Origin of the sequence: Pseudomonas sp. ATCC 43928, assembly GCF_005938665.2 — a bacterium.
Classification (GTDB): Bacteria; Pseudomonadota; Gammaproteobacteria; order Pseudomonadales; family Pseudomonadaceae; genus Aquipseudomonas.
In genome coordinates, this window is the sequence record NZ_CP041753.1 from 6449562 (window position 1) to 6466929 (window position 17368).

General features: G+C 58.4%; 12 protein-coding genes and 1 pseudogene. 4 read left to right on the forward strand and 9 right to left on the reverse strand.

Going from position 1 to position 17368, the window contains the following annotated elements; translation table 11 throughout:
• Nucleotides 1-338: 338 nt before the first annotated feature.
• Together FFH90_RS29825 and FFH90_RS29830 are read left to right on the forward strand one after the other, a co-directional pair.
• A complete protein-coding gene (locus tag FFH90_RS29825; RefSeq protein WP_138866498.1) occupies nucleotides 339-2075 on the forward strand; it encodes a hypothetical protein in 1737 nt (578 codons plus the stop codon).
• 24 nt (nucleotides 2076-2099) lie between these two features.
• Nucleotides 2100-2507 carry a hypothetical protein gene (locus FFH90_RS29830; RefSeq protein ID WP_138866499.1) on the forward strand — a complete coding sequence of 136 codons (408 nt, stop codon included), beginning with the start codon at nucleotides 2100-2102 and terminating at the stop codon, nucleotides 2505-2507.
• On the opposite strand, the gene FFH90_RS29835 is transcribed toward FFH90_RS29830, so the two are convergent.
• The 5 genes from FFH90_RS29835 to FFH90_RS29855 all read right to left on the reverse strand — a co-directional run bounded on the left by FFH90_RS29835 (nucleotide 2501) and on the right by FFH90_RS29855 (nucleotide 8531).
• Entirely contained in the window at nucleotides 2501-3463 is a 963-nt protein-coding gene (locus FFH90_RS29835; protein WP_138866500.1) for a hypothetical protein, read from the reverse strand. The genes FFH90_RS29830 and FFH90_RS29835 overlap by 7 nt on opposite strands.
• Before the next feature lie 508 nt (nucleotides 3464-3971).
• On the reverse strand, nucleotides 3972-5147 hold the full coding sequence (locus FFH90_RS30810; protein ID WP_138866501.1) for a TniQ family protein: 1176 nt from the start codon (nucleotides 5145-5147) through the stop codon (nucleotides 3972-3974).
• Nucleotides 5039-5929: a TniB family NTP-binding protein gene (locus FFH90_RS29845; RefSeq protein WP_138866502.1), complete on the reverse strand. Its 891-nt coding sequence runs from the start codon at nucleotides 5927-5929 to the stop codon at nucleotides 5039-5041. The genes FFH90_RS30810 and FFH90_RS29845 overlap by 109 nt, the downstream gene beginning before the upstream one ends.
• Nucleotides 5926-7848: a Mu transposase C-terminal domain-containing protein gene (locus tag FFH90_RS29850; RefSeq protein WP_138866503.1), complete on the reverse strand. Its 1923-nt coding sequence runs from the start codon at nucleotides 7846-7848 to the stop codon at nucleotides 5926-5928. Before FFH90_RS29850 ends, FFH90_RS29845 begins: the two co-directional genes overlap by 4 nt.
• Nucleotides 7845-8531 carry a TnsA endonuclease N-terminal domain-containing protein gene (locus tag FFH90_RS29855; RefSeq protein WP_138866504.1) on the reverse strand — a complete coding sequence of 229 codons (687 nt, stop codon included), beginning with the start codon at nucleotides 8529-8531 and terminating at the stop codon, nucleotides 7845-7847. The genes FFH90_RS29850 and FFH90_RS29855 overlap by 4 nt, the downstream gene beginning before the upstream one ends.
• Before the next feature lie 114 nt (nucleotides 8532-8645).
• Here FFH90_RS29855 and FFH90_RS29860 point away from each other — a divergent pair.
• A pseudogene (locus FFH90_RS29860) lies at nucleotides 8646-9296 on the forward strand (ATP-binding protein); the annotation flags it as partial.
• Between the two features lie 6 nt (nucleotides 9297-9302).
• On the opposite strand, the gene FFH90_RS29865 reads toward FFH90_RS29860, so the two are convergent.
• The 3 genes from FFH90_RS29865 to FFH90_RS29875 form a co-directional block, all read right to left on the reverse strand.
• Nucleotides 9303-10517 (reverse strand): aldose 1-epimerase family protein, encoded by a 1215-nt coding sequence (locus FFH90_RS29865; protein ID WP_138866505.1) that lies wholly within the window; start codon nucleotides 10515-10517, stop codon nucleotides 9303-9305.
• A 182-nt stretch (nucleotides 10518-10699) separates the two neighbouring features.
• Entirely contained in the window at nucleotides 10700-12676 is a 1977-nt protein-coding gene (locus FFH90_RS29870; protein ID WP_064621097.1) for a methyl-accepting chemotaxis protein, read from the reverse strand.
• Nucleotides 12677-12861: 185 nt separating this feature from the next.
• Nucleotides 12862-13782 carry a LysR substrate-binding domain-containing protein gene (locus tag FFH90_RS29875; protein ID WP_019580487.1) on the reverse strand — a complete coding sequence of 307 codons (921 nt, stop codon included), beginning with the start codon at nucleotides 13780-13782 and terminating at the stop codon, nucleotides 12862-12864.
• A gap of 157 nt (nucleotides 13783-13939) precedes the next feature.
• Here FFH90_RS29875 and FFH90_RS29880 point away from each other — a divergent pair, with 157 nt between their 5' ends.
• Nucleotides 13940-15337, forward strand: coding sequence for a NorM family multidrug efflux MATE transporter (locus FFH90_RS29880; protein ID WP_138866506.1), 1398 nt, complete (start codon nucleotides 13940-13942; stop codon nucleotides 15335-15337).
• 104 nt (nucleotides 15338-15441) lie between these two features.
• On the opposite strand, the gene FFH90_RS29885 is transcribed toward FFH90_RS29880, so the two are convergent.
• Nucleotides 15442-17106: a bifunctional diguanylate cyclase/phosphodiesterase gene (locus FFH90_RS29885; protein WP_064621098.1), complete on the reverse strand. Its 1665-nt coding sequence runs from the start codon at nucleotides 17104-17106 to the stop codon at nucleotides 15442-15444.
• Nucleotides 17107-17368: the final 262 nt, after the last annotated feature.

The following is a 17368-nucleotide window of genomic DNA, read 5'->3' on the forward strand; positions in this document are numbered from 1 at the left end:
TTGGGGCATAGCCTCCGTCAGCGCCGACCGGTCATCCTGCACTGGCGAGGGTGTGACTGTTGCTGTACCCCGCACGTAGCAGGTAAAGCCCTGGCCATTGACCACTACCGTGCGCGTGCTGAGACGGTGGCCAAGATCCATTGATTCCCTTGAAAAAAGAACACGCATACCGCTTGCTAGAGCAGTCGGCATACCGTGCGAACAACGCTAGGGCGCTTGCAAATTTCCTACCGCTCGTCGCAACATGAATAGCAATGTGCCTCTATCCCAGAGGTTTTGGCCGCACCTTGCGTGGAGCACGTGGGTCAGGCCAGTTGCAGCACAGTGGAGATTTGAGGTTGCTAGGTCCTATCAAAAGGGTTGAGTTTTCCTACCCGCGCGCCGACTTTCGAGAGAACGCGGGTGTAAAAGCGCTCACCGGTGATGTCATCGTTTGGTGGTACGGTCCGGTTCAGCAGAACGGAAAAAAACGGACAGTTCCTCACGTGATCGCCCTTTTCCGAGAACTGGATGCCAACGACCGGCCAGGCGACTTCAAGCAGGTGAAAATCCCTCTGAGCCACTTGTCCTACTATCGGATTGGCACGATCTGGAGACAGGGCAAATGTGTGTCTGATACCGAGCTCACCCGCATTGATGCGAGCAAAGTGGATTTCACAGAACTTACGGGATGGCGGTATACGTCGCGGTATGAAGCGAGAAAGCAAAGGCTTCCCCAGACATTCCGCAATACCGATTACCCGCTTCTCTACCAAGACGGAGACAAATGCTGGCTTCTGGATTTCGATCTAGGCGATGGCAAAAATATGCTAGTGCCTTGTGTTGAATTCCTCGTGAGGGCCTATGCACGCAACAGCGAGGTCTGCCGTGCGCTGACGGCACTTCCCTGGAACGACGTCTTCTCTGCGTTCTACGATACGCCCAATCCCGATGAGCATGAATGGATCATCAGGCCGTCAAGGCACATGCGAGATGGGGACGCAGTTTATCTGGCGCACCTCATGTATGACCCTTACACCGCGCACCAGTCACGCTTGGTCAATTCGCAGGTGCTTTCGTCGGGCCCGGAGAAGCCCGTTCTTTTGAAGGTCGCCCCATGGTTCAAAGGACCGGCACAAATCGAAGGACGAGGTCTTTGGATCAACGGCGGCAACACATTCTTGTGCCTGGACATCACCGGATGCAGCGAGCCTCCAGGCGATGAAATTGTGTTGCAGCGCCTGAACTTCGATACCGATCAGGGCATTGACGGCACGGGCCGAACTGTAATGCCCAGGCCCGTAAGAACGGCCCTTGCCGATGAGTTTATTGCCGCTGTAGATCAGCTAGACCCTGATTATCACTCCGAAACTACCATTGTGAAAACAGCGCCGTTCAAGACGCTCGGCTCGCAGCGAAAGATCAAGAAGAGTCCCCACACTGTCAAAGCAAACACAGGGCGTCGTGGCCCCAATCCGCCCGATGCCAATACCCATTCGACCGGCAAGGGCACCGGCTCTGGCAAGCAGACGGGTAAATTGCTTCTTGAGGCAGATGCGGTGTTGGAGTCGCGCGGGGTTCTGCGCGACGTTTGGCGCGCGCTACACGACATCGCTGCCACCAACCAACAGGTGACCGATTTGCATTGGTATACCCCGTCCGAGCGCTTCAAGGCCGATGGCGAGCCAAAGCTGATCGCTCTGGATCCGCACGATCACCAAACAGGTAAACCGATATCCTGGGCATACCTCGATACCATCACAAAACAACCTCGTGGCGTGATGATTGTCAGGATCAAAATAGCCAGCGATCGCTACTTTCTGATTGAGCTGCAACGCAGGCAGAAAGGAGACGAAGAAATCGAGTCATTCGCGGGGGTTCTTTTCCCATCGCATCTCAATAACTATGAGGAGCTCCAAGATTTCGTCGAAGAATTTTGCTCAGTGATCCGATTCAAAAACGGCGTCGTCAGGAATTTGAAGCATCTGTTTCCCGATAAGGCGAAATTCTTCAATCACAGCCCCCACGAGGAGAGAATTCTTCATCGCACGGTTCTGATCAACGCCTTCCGAGACGTAGGGGTTAGCCTGACCTAAACTAGCCAAGACCTTTACTGCGTCATGGGCAACATGATGGATTTAAACGACTTGGGCGACCTGCTTTCAGGCGGAGATAGGGTACTGGACGGTATTCAGACGACTTCTGATGACGCATGCGCCTTGGCAGGGAAAAAGTTTCCCGGGAAACCGTATTGCCTGGTGGAGGATTGGGTCCTGATAGACCTCACTCCCTCACCGAGCCAGCTGATAGCTTTCAAAGCCAAGAGCTTTAGTCCCACATTTCTCTACGCGCGGCACGTGATCTTGGACAGCAAGGGGCGGTTTCAGTACGGCAACTGGGTGCGCAGCACGTTTGAGTTCTACTTCGAGGAGCCAGGCTGGTTTTTAACGAAAAACACTCTCTATGTACTGCTCGGTAAAGGCGGCCGCAAAACCGGACCACTGAGCTTTTACATGGACATTCATTGATCCGGATGCCCCGACTCATCGGGGCCTTCCTTGCCATCTCCTAAGCTTGGAAAACCATCACACGACGGCACCCAGAGCAGGTCGCCGCCGTAGGTTACGTTGAATCCTGGTACAGCCTTGTAATCAGCCGCAACATAGGTCAGTCGCTGCGAAGATACCTTGGAAATGCCGTGGAAATACGCCAAAGCTGCCGCAATCCATTTGCGCTCGAAGGCGCCGCCTTCTTGCCGCTCACTTATCAACAGACGTAAGGCTTTTTCCTTTTTCCGGCGCCGGGCCTTTTCCATCAAGCGTTTGTCCGGACGCGACTCGAGTTTCAACACGAATGTTCGATTGAGAAAGTTGACGAAACCGGTGACGGCCGCCAGTTGCCCTGGAGAACTATGCCAAAAATGCTCCAGCGTGCGCTGGGTTGGCATTGCAGCGCCCTGGCTTCCGGCCAGGTGAAGCAAATCCACCGCGGGCCTCAGCGCAAGCCGGACCGAACGCACACTGGCCCCGCCTTGCTCAACCTTGACCAGGAGGTTTGCATGGTACCGTTTCAGAATATCCTTAAAGTTAGGCTCAACAACGCTTTCCAGCAGGTCTGCCACTCGCCGCATTTCGGTATGGTGCTCGCGTGCTACCTCGTCTACCACGACTCTCCCCACAGCCCGCAGCCAACGCATGGGCAACTCGGCCTTGCGAAGGCCTGAGGCTCCGAAACTCTCAAGCAACTGCTCGTAGGTCGCCAGCTGGCCCCAATGCTTTTCCATCTCGCTGAAGAACATAAAGTGTCGATGGATCTTCAGGGCAGCAGGCTGAGGTCCCGTTTCCTTGAGCAGCCATGCGCCGAAATCACCAAACACCTTGGACATTGTGGCCGTGCTGAAACCAGCCACGTCGATGGTCAACCGGGCGTTAAAGGTACGAAGCCAATAGCAATCGTCGCACTCACGGCCTTTACCTGCCGGCATGGATTGCCCACAGGTACCGCAGTCGATATTGCCTAATTCATGGCAGGGCCGGCAAAGCAGGCTCCCTGATTCGCCCTGCACCAAAACCCGATGACGCCGGCACGCTGTACAGGTAGCCGCAGCAGGACCGCTACACGTTGGACAAGACCGCAACCCCGATTGAGTATTGGTCGCCAGTCGCCTCGAAACCTTTCCGCACACCTCGCACTGCTCAGGCTCGCGAAAATAGGGGACGCAAGACTTACAGGCTGGACCGTAAGGCGTCATACATCCCAGCTTGAAATCCCGCCTGCCGCAGCGCACGCAAGGCTTGTCTCGTGCGCATCCGGTGCAGCGCGCTGCCAGATCGAAGATTGGTAGCCTGGCAAAATTTCCGCACCCACCACACATCCTGCGCTTGAACAGCCGTGGATAGCAGGTTGCGCAGTAACGCTTCCCTTGATGGATCTTCTTCGTCTTCGGCATAGCGCGACTGCACTCGTCGCACGGCGTGAACTGAGTCAATTCTTCAGAGACCATCTCTTTTAATCTTTCTAATCAAGCGAAGCCAACTTCTGAGCACTGCTTGAGGCTTTTGTGTGCCGGCCATGGTCACTTTCCGATTAATCGTGCAATGGCGAGACGTAAGTTTGGAGGGAACGAGCGCCATCAATCGTGGAGCACCTTTGGCAAACGATCGTAATGCCGATGGTGGGAATACTGCACTCGCAGCCTCCAGGAATCGGGCAGGGCCGGCTCGCATTATCGACCAAACGACCTCCAGAAGTCTTTCCCGCTCACCTACCGATAGGTATTCAAACGGCAGGCCTAAGTGGGCTGGTTCCGGAAGTACACTGGTGCCCATCACCTCACAAAATACTTCCTGTGCGTGGGGTGTCGCTCCAGAGGCAGACCTCACCAGACTGAGCATTGCCCTGGCGACGCCTAGCCACTCGCAACACGAGAGCTGCAGGTGGCCGTACCAGGTGCCCGACCAAACCATGTCATCCACATAGTGCTGAAATGCTGCTGCTCCTTCACTGACGTCGGCTTGCACACTTCGGGTCAGCGGTGATTTACAGAAGTGGCAGTAAGCAATGGATCCGCCTTGTTGCAACAGGCTTGGGTGCAGAGCCGCTTGGCATGTCGGACAGCAGTCAATCAGCCTGGTTCGGTGCAGTGAGCATCGCGTATGCCAGGCCAACCGCCACTGGATTCGATAAAACGGGTTTGGTTGCCCCATGCACAAAGGGCAACACTGCAGACCACCTGCGTGCCGCCTGTTCCGGCATCCGAGGACCAGGACCCAGGGCCAAACACCGAAATGTGGAGAGGATAAATTGAGAATGCAATGGGCAGCAGGTTGCAACGTGCTTGATTGCAATACCGGGACTGAGATACCACTCAATCGCGACAGCACCTCCAAGTTGTTTGGAGCCGGGCCTCGGTCAAGATCTAGCGTCCAAACCCGCTGCGCCGGCCAAATGACCGACGTCAGCGCGATGGGGGAACATCCATGAGCCAGTGCACTACGTATCAGAAACGATGAAAACAGCTCATCCGCCATCAGCGACTGAGGGATTGGCCACTTGGGGTCTATCCCATCAACTCGCGGATGCCACGTGTAGGACGCAGCCATGACTTGCTCTCGATCAACTCGCGGTCGATGTGTTCCTGCCCTGAAGCAATCGCATCCCTCGCGCATTCGATCAGCAAGCGGTGAACGTTGCCAATGTTACCGCCAGAAATCGAATGGATAAGCTGCGCCGTCTCGGCCTTGTATATCTCCGAGGGACGCTTGAGCGGAATTACCGCTTCAAATGCCTTCAACAGCCTCTGAAAATCAGCGTTGAGCTTCCACGAGCCCAATTTCATCACGTCAAAGCGGCTGCTGTGTTGAGGATCGTGGTGCAGCACGCGGACAGCATCTTCGGTACCGAGCACAACAACCGGGATGACAAGCTCATTGCAAATCATCTTGATCGCATTCATGACCTCGCGTTGCTTGATCGCAGAGCCTGTGAGCAAGGAATGGATCTCGTCGATGACCAGCATCTTGACGTGGAGCTCGCGAAACATGTGCAAGACCTGGTAACGCAATGTCAGCACAGAGTCCGTGGTTCGATAAGGCGTCCACAGACGATCAAGAAGCGCGACATACAGACCTTTCTCATCTGCTGAAGGAGGAGCCTCTGCAAGAATGATCGGACGCACAGGTTCAGCGTTTTCGTTCACGTAGCCTTCACCATGCTTTTCCACAAAATGGCGAATGATCGTCGTTTTACCGTTGTTCGACTCACCGGTGATAAGCAGGTTGCGCATGCGCGGGCGCTTGGGCATGTCGAGCAACTGGCCAAGGGTATCCAATACGCTGTGGGCTGCCGGATAACCGATCCAGCGAGGCTGATCCATAAAGAGCGCGCGCTCCCGATCAGACAGCTGAAGAACGGGCCAAAAGTCAGGCAGTAGGTGCTTGTAATCACTCATGAGATATCCCCGAACAGGTCAACGTCGTCCAGGAGCAGATCATCTAGCCCCGCGGCAATGGCAGGTGAAGGTTTAGGCATCGCAACAACTGTCGCCGGCGTGACCCGTTTTTCATGAACTCGCGTTTTTTGCGCCTGTTTACGTGCCTTCTTGGTATTTGCCGACGCCTGCTCAACGAGCTCGCGGTTTTCTAAGATCAGCCGAGCTATCAGAGCCTCATCGACGTGCTCGCGCCCCTCGCTGACGGCTTTTTTCTTGGCCGCCTTGAACTCCCACACCGTCGAAGCTGGGAACGCTTGGTTGGCCACCGGAATCTTGAAGTACTGCTTCAACACAGGATCGAAGAACCATATCGTGCTGATGTCACGCGGGTCACGTCGGAACACGAACTTGCGTGCTTGTCCGGTCTGAAGGTCCGTCGCATTGATCCAATGCCGCAGGGCCTCGGAGTAATAAAACACATCAATCTGAACGCCGTAGTGCTGCACGGTACGTTGGAATGAGGGCAAGAAATCAAGCTGGACGGTAAGCGGATCAGCAGGCCTAGGTTGCACACCCACCAACGCGTCGGTTTCCCGGTTACCAAAGAAGCCAATCTGCCACATCCGCGCAGGGCTCATGTAAATCGCGGAATGAATGTCCTGGTGATACTTGAGGATCGACCTGACTAGCCACATTTCGAATTCGGCCATCGTCAGAGCAGCATTTTTCTCCGAGTCATAGCCTTCTCGTGCAGCAATCCCGCTGAACGTGGTCCCTGGCAACTCGTGGAGGGTGCGCATGAACGTCCCCAGTAGACGCTCGATGTGTCCCCCAAAATTCGGCCGTGCAACCGGGCGGAATACGTTCTCGATGTTGTAGTTGGAGCAAGAGCGCTTGAGGTTGGCGGTATGGAAGTCAGCCCCGTTATCCGAATGGATAACCCGAGGGAATCCCCAGACGGGCCATTGCCCCCTCACGCCATGTACATCGAGCCACTCTTCCTTGGGGAGCACAGAGTGAGCAATGCACATCGCGACGGAAATCTCCGATGGTTCCTCCAGCGCTAAGTAATAACCGGTAATCATCCTGGAGAACACGTCGATTGCCACGGTCAGCCATAAGCGACCGATGGGCCGCCGGTGAACGTCGTCCACAACGATCAAGTCAACCGGCGTGTGATCGATCTGGACTACAGATAGGGGATAGTCTGCGCCAGGAAATTTACCCACAGCGGGGGTAAATCGGTTTCGAGCCTTGTCTGCGAATCCACGGCGTCGAAGAAATTGTTTTTCCGAGATGCGAGCAATTCGGGCACGAATTGCGGATGCGCCTGGTGGTTTCATTCCAAGCGCCTTGGCCCGTCGATCTACCTCGGCAATAGCTGACTGAATCGATGGGCGCTGCTTGCTGAGGTAATGCTCTTCAATGACCTCTTCGACAAGACGTTCGCCTTGAGTGGTTAGGCGTGTATTTCCAGACTTCCAGCCACGCTTTCGCGGCACTAGCGCAAGCACTTCCCCCCAGTTCTGGTACCGGTCCAGCCAGCGGTAAACAGTCGCTGTATCTACGCCCGCCAGCTTCGCTTGCGCCTCCACAGAACTACGCGGCGTTACCGACTGGTTGAGCAGAGGGCTAATGACAGCGAACCGCTGCTGCGCGACAGCCCACTCATCGCTTCCAATCGTGGCGATGTCGTAGTTCACGTATAAGCCATCGACCTTTTCCTGCTCCACGCTGTGGAGCTCGGAAATGCGAAGGGAAGCACTCTGGCCAGACTCTACCTCGACGCCGATCACGACCTCAAAATTAAGAATCTGCAGTATGCGAAAAATCTGGTTCTCTCTTCGAACCATCGCGCCAACCTGGATATCGACCCGGGCGCGCGATGGCTCGAAGGGAATCAGGTGCTCATCAGTATTGATGTCGTAGATGTTCATTGCGTAGCCACCCAGAGCTCCAGGTTCTCGTTCAGTGGTTCACGGATGTCACAGTCGAGCTTGCGAGTGGCGACGAGATGCCATAGCAACGAAATGCCCGTCGAGCGATAGATGCCGTTGAAGTGGCGGGCCAGTAGGTAGTGCACGGGGGCGATCTCCATCTCGCGCAATGTCTTGATGACGAGGTCGATGTCTTCGGGATCAAAGGCCATACGCTCGTAGCGCTCAAGATGAACGATGTTTTGGAGCGCCAGCCCACGGATACGAGACTCGTCATAGATGCAGAACCGCCAACCGCGATCAACCGCGTAACGGCGCGCGGCCTTCCACTTGCACGACCAATCCCGCCATCTCTCCCGCCACAGGTGGGCAGGCTTCACTTCCACCAGCATTGGCATGATGTGATCTGCGTAATGACGGTCACCGAGGCGGTAGTAGACGAGGTAGTCCGGGGTGTACGTATGAGGGCGCCCGTTGGGGGCAATGAACTCGATCTCTACAGGCTGAGGAATGACGGCAGAAACGCCTGAGGAAAACCGCATCCGCTTTAGAAAATCTCTTTCCAGAAGAGACTCATATGGGATACCACCCGAATCGCGGAAAGGGATCACCCCCGAGACGCTACGACGAGTCGGTTTGATCTTTCGGACCTGCTTAGGCTGGTCGCAGCTATTTGCATCCATTTTTAATCCTGTCGCATCTATTTTCAAATGCCGTCGCAGCTATTTAGAAAAGGGGGCGCTCTGCTTAGATGGCCCTAGCCTAGCGCTTTCGCGTTTATTTCGAAAGCCTACAGCGGCTCGAAACCGCAACCCGGCGAAATCACTCTCGCCCACCATGGCGTGTTGTTCCTCGATGAGCTTCCAGAGTTTGATCGCAAGGTATTGGAGGTGTTGAGAGAGCCACTGGAATCCGGCCACATCGTGATTTCCCGTGCCAAGGACCGCGTACGCTTTCCGGCGCGCTTTCAACTGGTCGCAGCGATGAACCCCTGCCCCTGTGGATATCTTGGCGAGCCAAGTGGTCGTTGTTCCTGCACGCCGGACATGGTGCAGCGCTATCGCAACAAACTGTCGGGGCCGCTGCTGGACCGCATCGATCTGCACCTGACGGTTGCTCGTGAGGCCACGGCGTTGAATCCTGCGTTGAAACCCGGCGACGATACAGCCACCGCCGCCGAGTTGGTTGCTGATGCAAGAGAGCGGCAACACAAACGCCAGGGTTGCGCCAATGCCTTCCTCGACCTGCCAGGCCTACGCCGGCACTGTAAGTTATCCACAGCCGATGAAAACTGGCTGGAATCCGCCTGCGAGCGTTTAACGCTGTCGTTGCGAGCGGCCCATCGACTGCTCAAGGTCGCGCGCACGCTGGCGGACCTTGAACAAGCCGACGGGATCAGACGCGAACACTTGGCCGAAGCGCTGCAATATCGGCCAACAACGCTCTAGTCCGTGTCACCCCTTGGTCAGATCAACCAACGGCGTCTGCCGCACTTCAGTCTCGCGCCCGCCCTGAATCTCGCTCACCCGTTTCAACGCCTTATCCACAGCCGCCTTATCCGCCAACAAGCTGTAGCTGATACGGAACTGCTTCTGTTCCTTCGGCGCAATTGTCGGCACCAGGTTCAGTGGCCGCTGATACCGGCGGTTATAGGAAAAGCTCGTTCCCGGCTCCAGCCCCGTAACATAGCCCTGGCCCTGGGTATCGGTGTTTTTCCACAGGGAGAACACCGGCAATGTTTGAGTGTTAAAGCCGACCGAGACACCCAGGCTGCCGGCCTTGTCATGCAGCACGGTCAACGTATCGCCCTTGGCATCGGCATATGGCACCACGTTGTAAACCGTCTCGTCGTAGTCCTTGGTCGGTGCGCGGTAGGTTTGCCAATCCGCCAGATCGCCCTTGGCTTTGTCGTTGAACGGCGAGACCTGCTTCACCGGCGCGGCGAAGCGGGCGCCCTGCTCCAGGAACGGTGTGCTGAAGTTGCTGTGATACAGCGCCTGGTATTCCTTCGGATAATCACCGTTGTTGGTCAGGGTGTCGTTGAGGGCGAACACGACGCTGCCGGGCTCGGTAACCAGTTCGGTCGCGACGGAGAAGTCGACTTTCTTGAATGCCTGCTCTTTCAGTTCACCGCGCAGGCTGATGGCGTATGGCGGTTTTTCATCAATGTGCAGGGTGACTTTGTTGGCCGGGATGTTGGCGGCGCGACCGTGCAGGGTCAGCAGCTCGCCATTGTCCATGCCGGGATGGCCGACCCATTCGTAGCCGCAGCGGGTGACCAGTTCATTGAAACCTTCCAGCCAGCCCAGGCCACCGCGACCGTTGAGTTCGATGAAGGACGGGTTGACCATTTCCTTGACCGGCGAATCCCAGCCCATGCGCACATTGCCGACCGAAGCTTGCAGCACGTTCATGCCGCGAGTCGGCACCACCGAGAGTTTCATCGCGCCATTATCGATGTCGACAATGCTGACGCCCTCCTGCCGACCGCCATGCAAGGTGCGCAGGGTCACGGAGAAGGGCTTGTCGGTTTTCACACCGAGTTGCTGGCTGGTGATCTGCCAGTTCTGGGCGGCTTTGTCGGTATCGAGCAGGACGTAATCCCAGGCCATGGCGTGGGAAGCAGCGGACAGTGCGCTGAGGGCAACGAAGAGTTTGAGCGGGGTCATGGCAGCAGCCTTTCTTGGAGTTGTGCCATTTTTATAAACTTGAAGAAACGTTTCAGCAAGCATAAAAATCGAGATCACGACGGCAAATGCCAAATGATCGTCGATACGGGGCTTGTGGATAACGCGCAGAATCGAGTTGATGCCATCGCGAGCCTGCTCGCGATGGCTGTTTCGGAGGTGCCTCAGCGGAACCGGTCAACCTCATGCCGCAAGTCCGCCGCGAGCTTCTCCAGCTCTTTGGCAGTCACCGCCAGGTTCGACACCACTTCCCGCTGCTCACTGTTCGCCAAGGCAATGCTTTGCAGGTTGCTGCTGAGCAAGGTCGCGGTGCTGCTTTGCTCCTGGGTCGCGGTGGTGATGGCGGCGAATTGCTGACCGGCCGAGCGACTTTGCTCATCGATTCGCGCCAGGGCTGAGGCGACGTTGGCGTTGCGCGACAAGCCTTCCTGCATCAGCACGTTACCCTGCTCCATGGTGCTGATCGCGTTGCCGGTTTCCTGCTGGATACTTTGGATCATCCCGGAAATTTCGTCAGTGGCCTGGCGAGTGCGTGAAGCCAGGTTGCGCACCTCATCGGCCACCACCGCAAACCCACGACCTTGTTCACCGGCACGGGCGGCTTCGATGGCAGCGTTGAGCGCCAGCAAATTGGTTTGCTCGGCGATCGCGGTGATCACCCCGACGATGCCGCCGATTTCCTGGGAGCGCTGACCCAAGGTGTTGATTACCGTCGCGGTGCTGTTCAGCGCACCGGCGATTTGCTCCAGGGATGAGGACGCTTCGTCCATCGACGTACGACCGATCTGGGTTTGCTGTGCGTTTTCCTGCGCCAGGCGCTGGGTGTTGCCCATGTTGTCGGCGATGTTCAGCGAGGTGGCGCTGAATTCTTCCACGGCGCCGGCCATGCTGGTGATTTCGCCGGACTGCTGCTCCATCCCTTCATAGGCACCGCCGGACAAGCCAGACAACGCCTGGGCGCGGCTGTTGACCTCTTCCGAGGCTCTACGAATGTGCTCGACCATGGTCGACAAAGCCTGGCTCATCTGGTTGAAAGCGCGGGCCAACTGACCGATTTCGTCGTTGCTCGACACGTTCAGGCGCACGCTCAAATCACCGGCCCCCAAGGCTTCGGCCTGACGCACCAGATCCCCCAGCGGCGCCAGTTTGCTGCGCAACAACCAGACCGCCGAACCCACCGCCAGCAACATCGCCAACAGGCTGCCGATGGCCAGACGAATGCCGACGCTCCAGGTCACCGCGCGGATTTCCGCTTTCGGCATGCTCGCCACCACCGACCATGGGCCGCCTTCGAACGGCACGGCAATGCTGTAGAAGTCTTGCGACGTGTCGCTCCAGAAATCGCCCTTGCCCGGTGTCTTGGCCAGACCGACGATGGCCGGTGCTGCCACGTCCAACGCTTGCACACCGGCGATCGGCACCAGCCATTTGTTCTGCTCATCGAGCAGCGCCAGGGAGCCGGTCTGGCCGATGCGGAAGCGCTTGAGGTTTTCGAACTGGGCGTTCTGGGCGTCGGTGTAATCGAATCCTACGAACAGCACGGCAATCACCTTACCGCCGCTGTCGCGTACGGGGGTGTACTGAGTCATGTAGGACCGTTCGAAGAGCAAGGCGCGACCGACGTAGCTCTGCCCGGCCATCAAGCGCGCATAAGCCGGGTGAGCGTGATCCAGCAATGTGCCGATGGCCCGGGTGCCGTCCTGTTTGCTCAGGGACGTGCTGACCCGGATGAAGTCTTCGCCACTGCGCACGAACAGCGTCGCAACGCCGGCAGTCATTTGCTTGAACTCATCCACTTCCTTGAAGTTGTTGTTCAACACTTCGCCACCCAGGTGCAGGCCCGGGGTCTGCACGCCCGCCACGGTCACCGGCTCATCCGGATGCACGCTCAAACCGGCGCTGAAGCGCTTCTCGAACAGGCCGCTGAGGCGCTGGGTACTCTCACGCAACGTGCCGTGGAACGTACTCAGTTGATCGGCCAGCAGCCTCGCCTCGCTGGCCAGGTGCTCTTCGCGGGTGGCGAGGTTGGCGGCGTCCAGCGAGCGCAGGGCAAACACGGTGCTGCCGCTGATGACAATCGCCAGTATCACGGCAAGCGCAAGACCCAGCTGTGAGGCAATCCGAGCACGAGGTTGAGACATGACAGCTCCTGACCCAGTGGGCCGGATCATCCTGATCCCGTCGCACTCGGCTAAATTTCTGATAGAGGGGAAAACGTGGAGCCTGGTACGAAGGTTCCATCAGCAGATTTTCGGCGGCAAAGCCGAATACTTGAGTGATTAACGGGGATATGGCTCAAGGCCGCCATTGCAGCGGCTCCATCGATTCAACCCAGGCGTTCGACATCCGGTAATTCCATGGCCCGGACTTCGCCTTGCAGGAAATCGCTGAGCCGGCGCAAACGTTCACCTCCCGGGCGGGTTTTCGGCCAGACCAGGTAATAATTCTCACCACTGGCGACGGCCGTCGGCCACGGCAAACTCAGACGTCCCTGCGCGACATCCTCCGCCACCATCAGCAAATCACCCATGGACACGCCGTAGCCACGGGCGGCAGCGATCATGCCCAGTTCCAGGGTGTCGAACACCTGCCCGCCCTTGAGCGAGACCTGATCGCTCAGGCCCATGCGCTCCAGCCAGTTGCGCCAGTCACGGCGGTCCGGCGTCGGGTGCAGCAGTTCGGTGCTGGCCAGGCGCGCAACGTCCCACGGTTGATCCTTCAGCAGATTCGGCGCGCCCACCGGAATCAACTCTTCGGGGAACAGCAAAGTCGTCTCCCAGTCCGGTGGAAAATGCCCGTTGCTGAGGATGACGGCGCAGTCAAAGGGTTCATGGTTGAAGTCCACCGTATCGACGTCCATCCAGGCGCTGGTCAATTGCACCTCGTTCCCCGGTCGCAGGTGGCGAAAGCGACTGAGCCGCGCCAACAGCCAGCGCATGGTCAGGGTCGACGGGGCTTTCATGCGCAAGATGTCGTCCTCGGCGCGCAAGGTGTTGCAGGCCCGCTCAAGGGCGGTGAAGCCTTCGCGAATGCCCGGCAGGATCAGCCGCGCCGATTCGGTCAGTTGCAGGTTGCGCCCGCTGCGATGAAACAGCCGACAGGCGAAATGCTCTTCGAGCGTACGAATGTGCCGGCTGACCGCACTTTGCGTGATCGACAACTCTTCGGCGGCGCGGGTAAACGAACTATGCCGCGCCGCCGCTTCGAATGCTCGAAGGGCATACAAGGGAGGGAGACGACGAGACATTGGGAAACCTCCTATAGCGCGATTGCCTCAACTTATCAGAAAGTCCCGAGCATGAGTTTTAATCATGCTACCCATCCTTTTTATCCCTTTGTGGAAACCCCGCAGAGCGCCGAGAATCGACGCTTCCTGTTCTCTCTGACAATCGAGCGTGATGATCATGCAGCATCCAGCGCGTATTGAACTCTGGGCCATCCTGCGGCTGGCGGGGCCGTTGATTGCCTCGCAGTTGGCGCACATGTTGATGGTCCTCACCGACACCTTGATGATGGCGCGCCTGAGTCCCGAGGCGCTGGCCGGCGGCGGTCTGGGCGCGGCGACGTATTCGTTCGTGTCGATCTTCTGCATCGGCGTGATCGCGGCGGTCGGCACCCTGGTGGCGATTCGTCAGGGCGCGGGCGACATCATCGGCGCAGCGCGGCTGACCCAGGCCGGTTTGTGGCTGGCCTGGTTGATGGCGCTGGTGGCGGGTCTGCTGCTGTGGAACCTCAAACCGGTGTTGCTGCTGTTCGGCCAGACCGCAACCAACGTCCAGGCCGCCGGCCAGTTTCTGTTGATCCTGCCGTTCGCCCTGCCCGGCTACCTGAGTTTCATGGCACTGCGCGGCTTCACCAGCGCCATCGGCCGGGCGACGCCGGTGATGGTCATCAGCCTCGGCGGCACCGTGGCCAACTTCCTGCTCAACTATGCGTTGATCACCGGCATGTTCGGCCTGCCGAAAATGGGCCTGATGGGCATCGGTCTGGTCACAGCGATCGTGGCCAACCTGATGGCGCTGGCGCTCGCGCTGCACATTCGTCGGCACCCGGCCTATGACGCTTATCCGTTGCGCCAGGGGCTGTCGCGGCCCAATCGTCAATACTTGAAGGAATTGTGGCGCCTGGGCCTGCCGATTGGCGGCACCTATGCGGTGGAAGTCGGCCTGTTTGCCTTCGCCGCGCTGTGCATGGGCACCATGGGCAGCACGCAACTGGCGGCGCACCAGATCGCCCTGCAAATCGTCTCGGTGGCGTTCATGGTGCCGGCGGGGCTTTCCTACGCGATCACCATGCGCATCGGCCAGCATTACGGCGCCGGGCAATTGCTGGATGCGCGGCTGGCCGGACGGGTCGGGATCGCCTTCGGGGCGGTGTCGATGCTGGGGTTCGCGATGGTCTTCTGGCTACTGCCGAATCAGCTGATCGGCTTGTTCCTGGACCACAACGACCCGGCGTTTCGCCCGGTCATCGAACTGGCCGTGAGCTTGTTGGCGGTGGCGGCGTGGTTCGAGCTGTTCGACGGCACGCAAACCATTGCCATGGGCTGCATTCGCGGACTCAAGGATGCCAAGACCACGTTCCTGGTAGGTTTGGGCTGCTATTGGCTGATTGGTGCGCCGGCCGCCTGGTGGATGGCCTTCCATCTGAACTGGGGGCCGACGGGCGTCTGGTGGGGGTTGGCGCTGGGGCTGGCGTGTGCGGCGGTGAGCCTGACGCTGGCGTTTGAGTGGAAGATGACGCGGATGATTCGGCGCGAGCCATCGTCACAGCCGAGCTTCCCAATCACCCAGCCTGATTAAACCCTGCAGGAGCGAGGCTTGCCCGCGAAGGCGGAGTGTCAGTTAACAACAATATCGACTGACACTCCGCCTTCGCGGGCAAGCCTCGCTCCTACGGTACGTTGTTAAGCCAGCACAGCCTGCTGGCTGGAGCCAAAGGTCAAATACTCAACCAACTCCGCCAACGGCAACGGCTTGCTGATCAGATACCCCTGCACCTGATCGCAACCAAATCCGCGCAACAAATCCAGCTGCTCCGGTGTTTCCACCCCTTCGGCAACTACTTCGAGGTTGAGGTTGTGCGCCAGGTTGATCATGGCGTGCACCAGTTTGCGATTCTCTTCCCGTTCTTCCATGCCGCCGACAAAGCTCTTGTCGACCTTCAACAAGGCGATCGGCAGGCTGTTCAGGTGCACGAACGATGAGAACCCGGTGCCGAAATCGTCCAGCGAAAAGCGCACACCGAGCCGTCCGAGGGCGTCCATGGTCTGCTTGACCAGGTCACTGCGACGCATCACCGCGGTTTCGGTCAGTTCGAATTCCAGCCATTGCGCCTCGACGCCACGCTCGGCAATCAACCGGCTCAGGGTCGACAGTAACTGGCTGTCCTGAAACTGCCGGAACGACAGGTTGATCGCCATGTGCAGCGCCGGCAGGCCCCGCTCACGCAACGCCTGCATGTCCCGCAGGGCTCGGGAAATCACCCAGTAACCCAGCGGCACGATCAAGCCGCTTTGCTCGGCCAGTGGCACGAATTCGCTGGGGGGCAGCAAACCGCGTTCGCCATGACGCCAGCGCACCAAGGCTTCGAGGCCGACGATCTGGCCGTCCGCAAGGTTCAGGCGTGGCTGGTAATGCAACTCCAGCTCATCGCGACGTAAGGCCCGGCGCAGCTCGCTTTCAAGGTCGGCGATGCTGCGGGCATTGCGATTGATCCGCTCGTTGAAGATGTGAAAGGTGCAGCCTTGAGTACTCTTGGCCTGCTGCATGGCGATGTGCGCATGCCACATCAGCGGGTCGGCGCCGGCCTGCGCCCGGGCGTGAGCAATGCCGAGACTGGAACCGATCAACAGGCTTTCGCCGTCGATCCAGTAGGGCTCGGACAGGGCTTCGGTAATCCGTTCGGCCATCCATTCAGCGCGCTGAGGGGCGCGGCGGGTGTCGATCAGCAGGGCGAATTCATCGCTACCCAGCCGCGCCAGTTGATCGCCGGCCTCCAGCTGGCTTTTCAGCCGCGAGACCACTTGCAGAATCAACCGGTCGCCTGCCTGATGGCCGAGGGCGTCGTTGGCGTGTCGAAAGTTGTCGAGGTCGAGGTGACCGAGGGCCAGGCCGCGGCCGTCGTTGTCCGCCAGACGCGCCGCCAGCAAGGTCTGGAAACCCTGGCGGTTGGCGATGCCGGTCAGCGGATCCTGCTCGGCCAGGCGCTGCAAGGTGTTTTCCAGCACCCCGCGCTCACGCACATGACGCAGACAGCGGCGCAACATGCCGGGATCCAGCAGGTTGCGCACCAGCCAGTCGCTCACACCGTCGGGCGGCGCCAGCGGTTCGTGTTCGAGCAGCAACACCGTCGGCAGGCTGCAACGGCCGGGTGCTGGCTGCAGAGCAGGAATCGTCAACAACACCGCGCTGCGGTTGTCATCGAACAAGTTGCTGACCGACTCCCAGCTCGGCGCGCTGAGCAGCACTGCCGAACTCCCCATTGGAGCCAGACACTCGCGCAACAACGCTGCCCACGCCGGCTCTTGGGCCAGTAGCAGCAAACGCAAGGGTTCGACAGGCGTAGACAAGCTAGCTCCCTAGACTCTGCAAAGATGTAGGCGGCGCGCATTATGCCGCTCGGGTAACCAATGACCCAATATCATCGGTTATCAAACACGACTTCGAGTCTTGAATACGTACATTAGACGCGAATTCATTGCGCATCCTGCGTGAAAGTATCAAAACCGGCAAATAGAGATCGCGTGTTGCGTCACAAGTCGGAGAGAGCAGCACAATTCTCTGAGCCTGTTAAAATGCCGGCCCATTTCGCTAACGACTCCCTGATTTCGT

Bases quoted from the DNA above. Each gene is read 5' to 3' on its own strand.
- FFH90_RS29845 (WP_138866502.1), bottom strand. From the start codon at position 5,929: ATGAGTGATTACAAGCACCTACTGCCTGACTTTTGGCCCGTTCTTCAG.
- FFH90_RS29870 (WP_064621097.1), bottom strand. From the start codon at position 12,676: ATGTCTCAACCTCGTGCTCGGATTGCCTCACAGCTGGGTCTTGCGCTT.
- FFH90_RS29875 (WP_019580487.1), bottom strand. From the start codon at position 13,782: ATGTCTCGTCGTCTCCCTCCCTTGTATGCCCTTCGAGCATTCGAAGCG.
- FFH90_RS29830 (WP_138866499.1), top strand. From the start codon at position 2,100: ATGGGCAACATGATGGATTTAAACGACTTGGGCGACCTGCTTTCAGGC.
- FFH90_RS30810 (WP_138866501.1), bottom strand. From the start codon at position 5,147: ATGCGCGAGGGATGCGATTGCTTCAGGGCAGGAACACATCGACCGCGA.
- FFH90_RS29880 (WP_138866506.1), top strand. From the start codon at position 13,940: ATGCAGCATCCAGCGCGTATTGAACTCTGGGCCATCCTGCGGCTGGCG.
- FFH90_RS29855 (WP_138866504.1), bottom strand. From the start codon at position 8,531: ATGGATGCAAATAGCTGCGACCAGCCTAAGCAGGTCCGAAAGATCAAA.
- FFH90_RS29850 (WP_138866503.1), bottom strand. From the start codon at position 7,848: ATGAACATCTACGACATCAATACTGATGAGCACCTGATTCCCTTCGAG.
- FFH90_RS29835 (WP_138866500.1), bottom strand. From the start codon at position 3,463: ATGCCGGCAGGTAAAGGCCGTGAGTGCGACGATTGCTATTGGCTTCGT.
- FFH90_RS29865 (WP_138866505.1), bottom strand. From the start codon at position 10,517: ATGACCCCGCTCAAACTCTTCGTTGCCCTCAGCGCACTGTCCGCTGCT.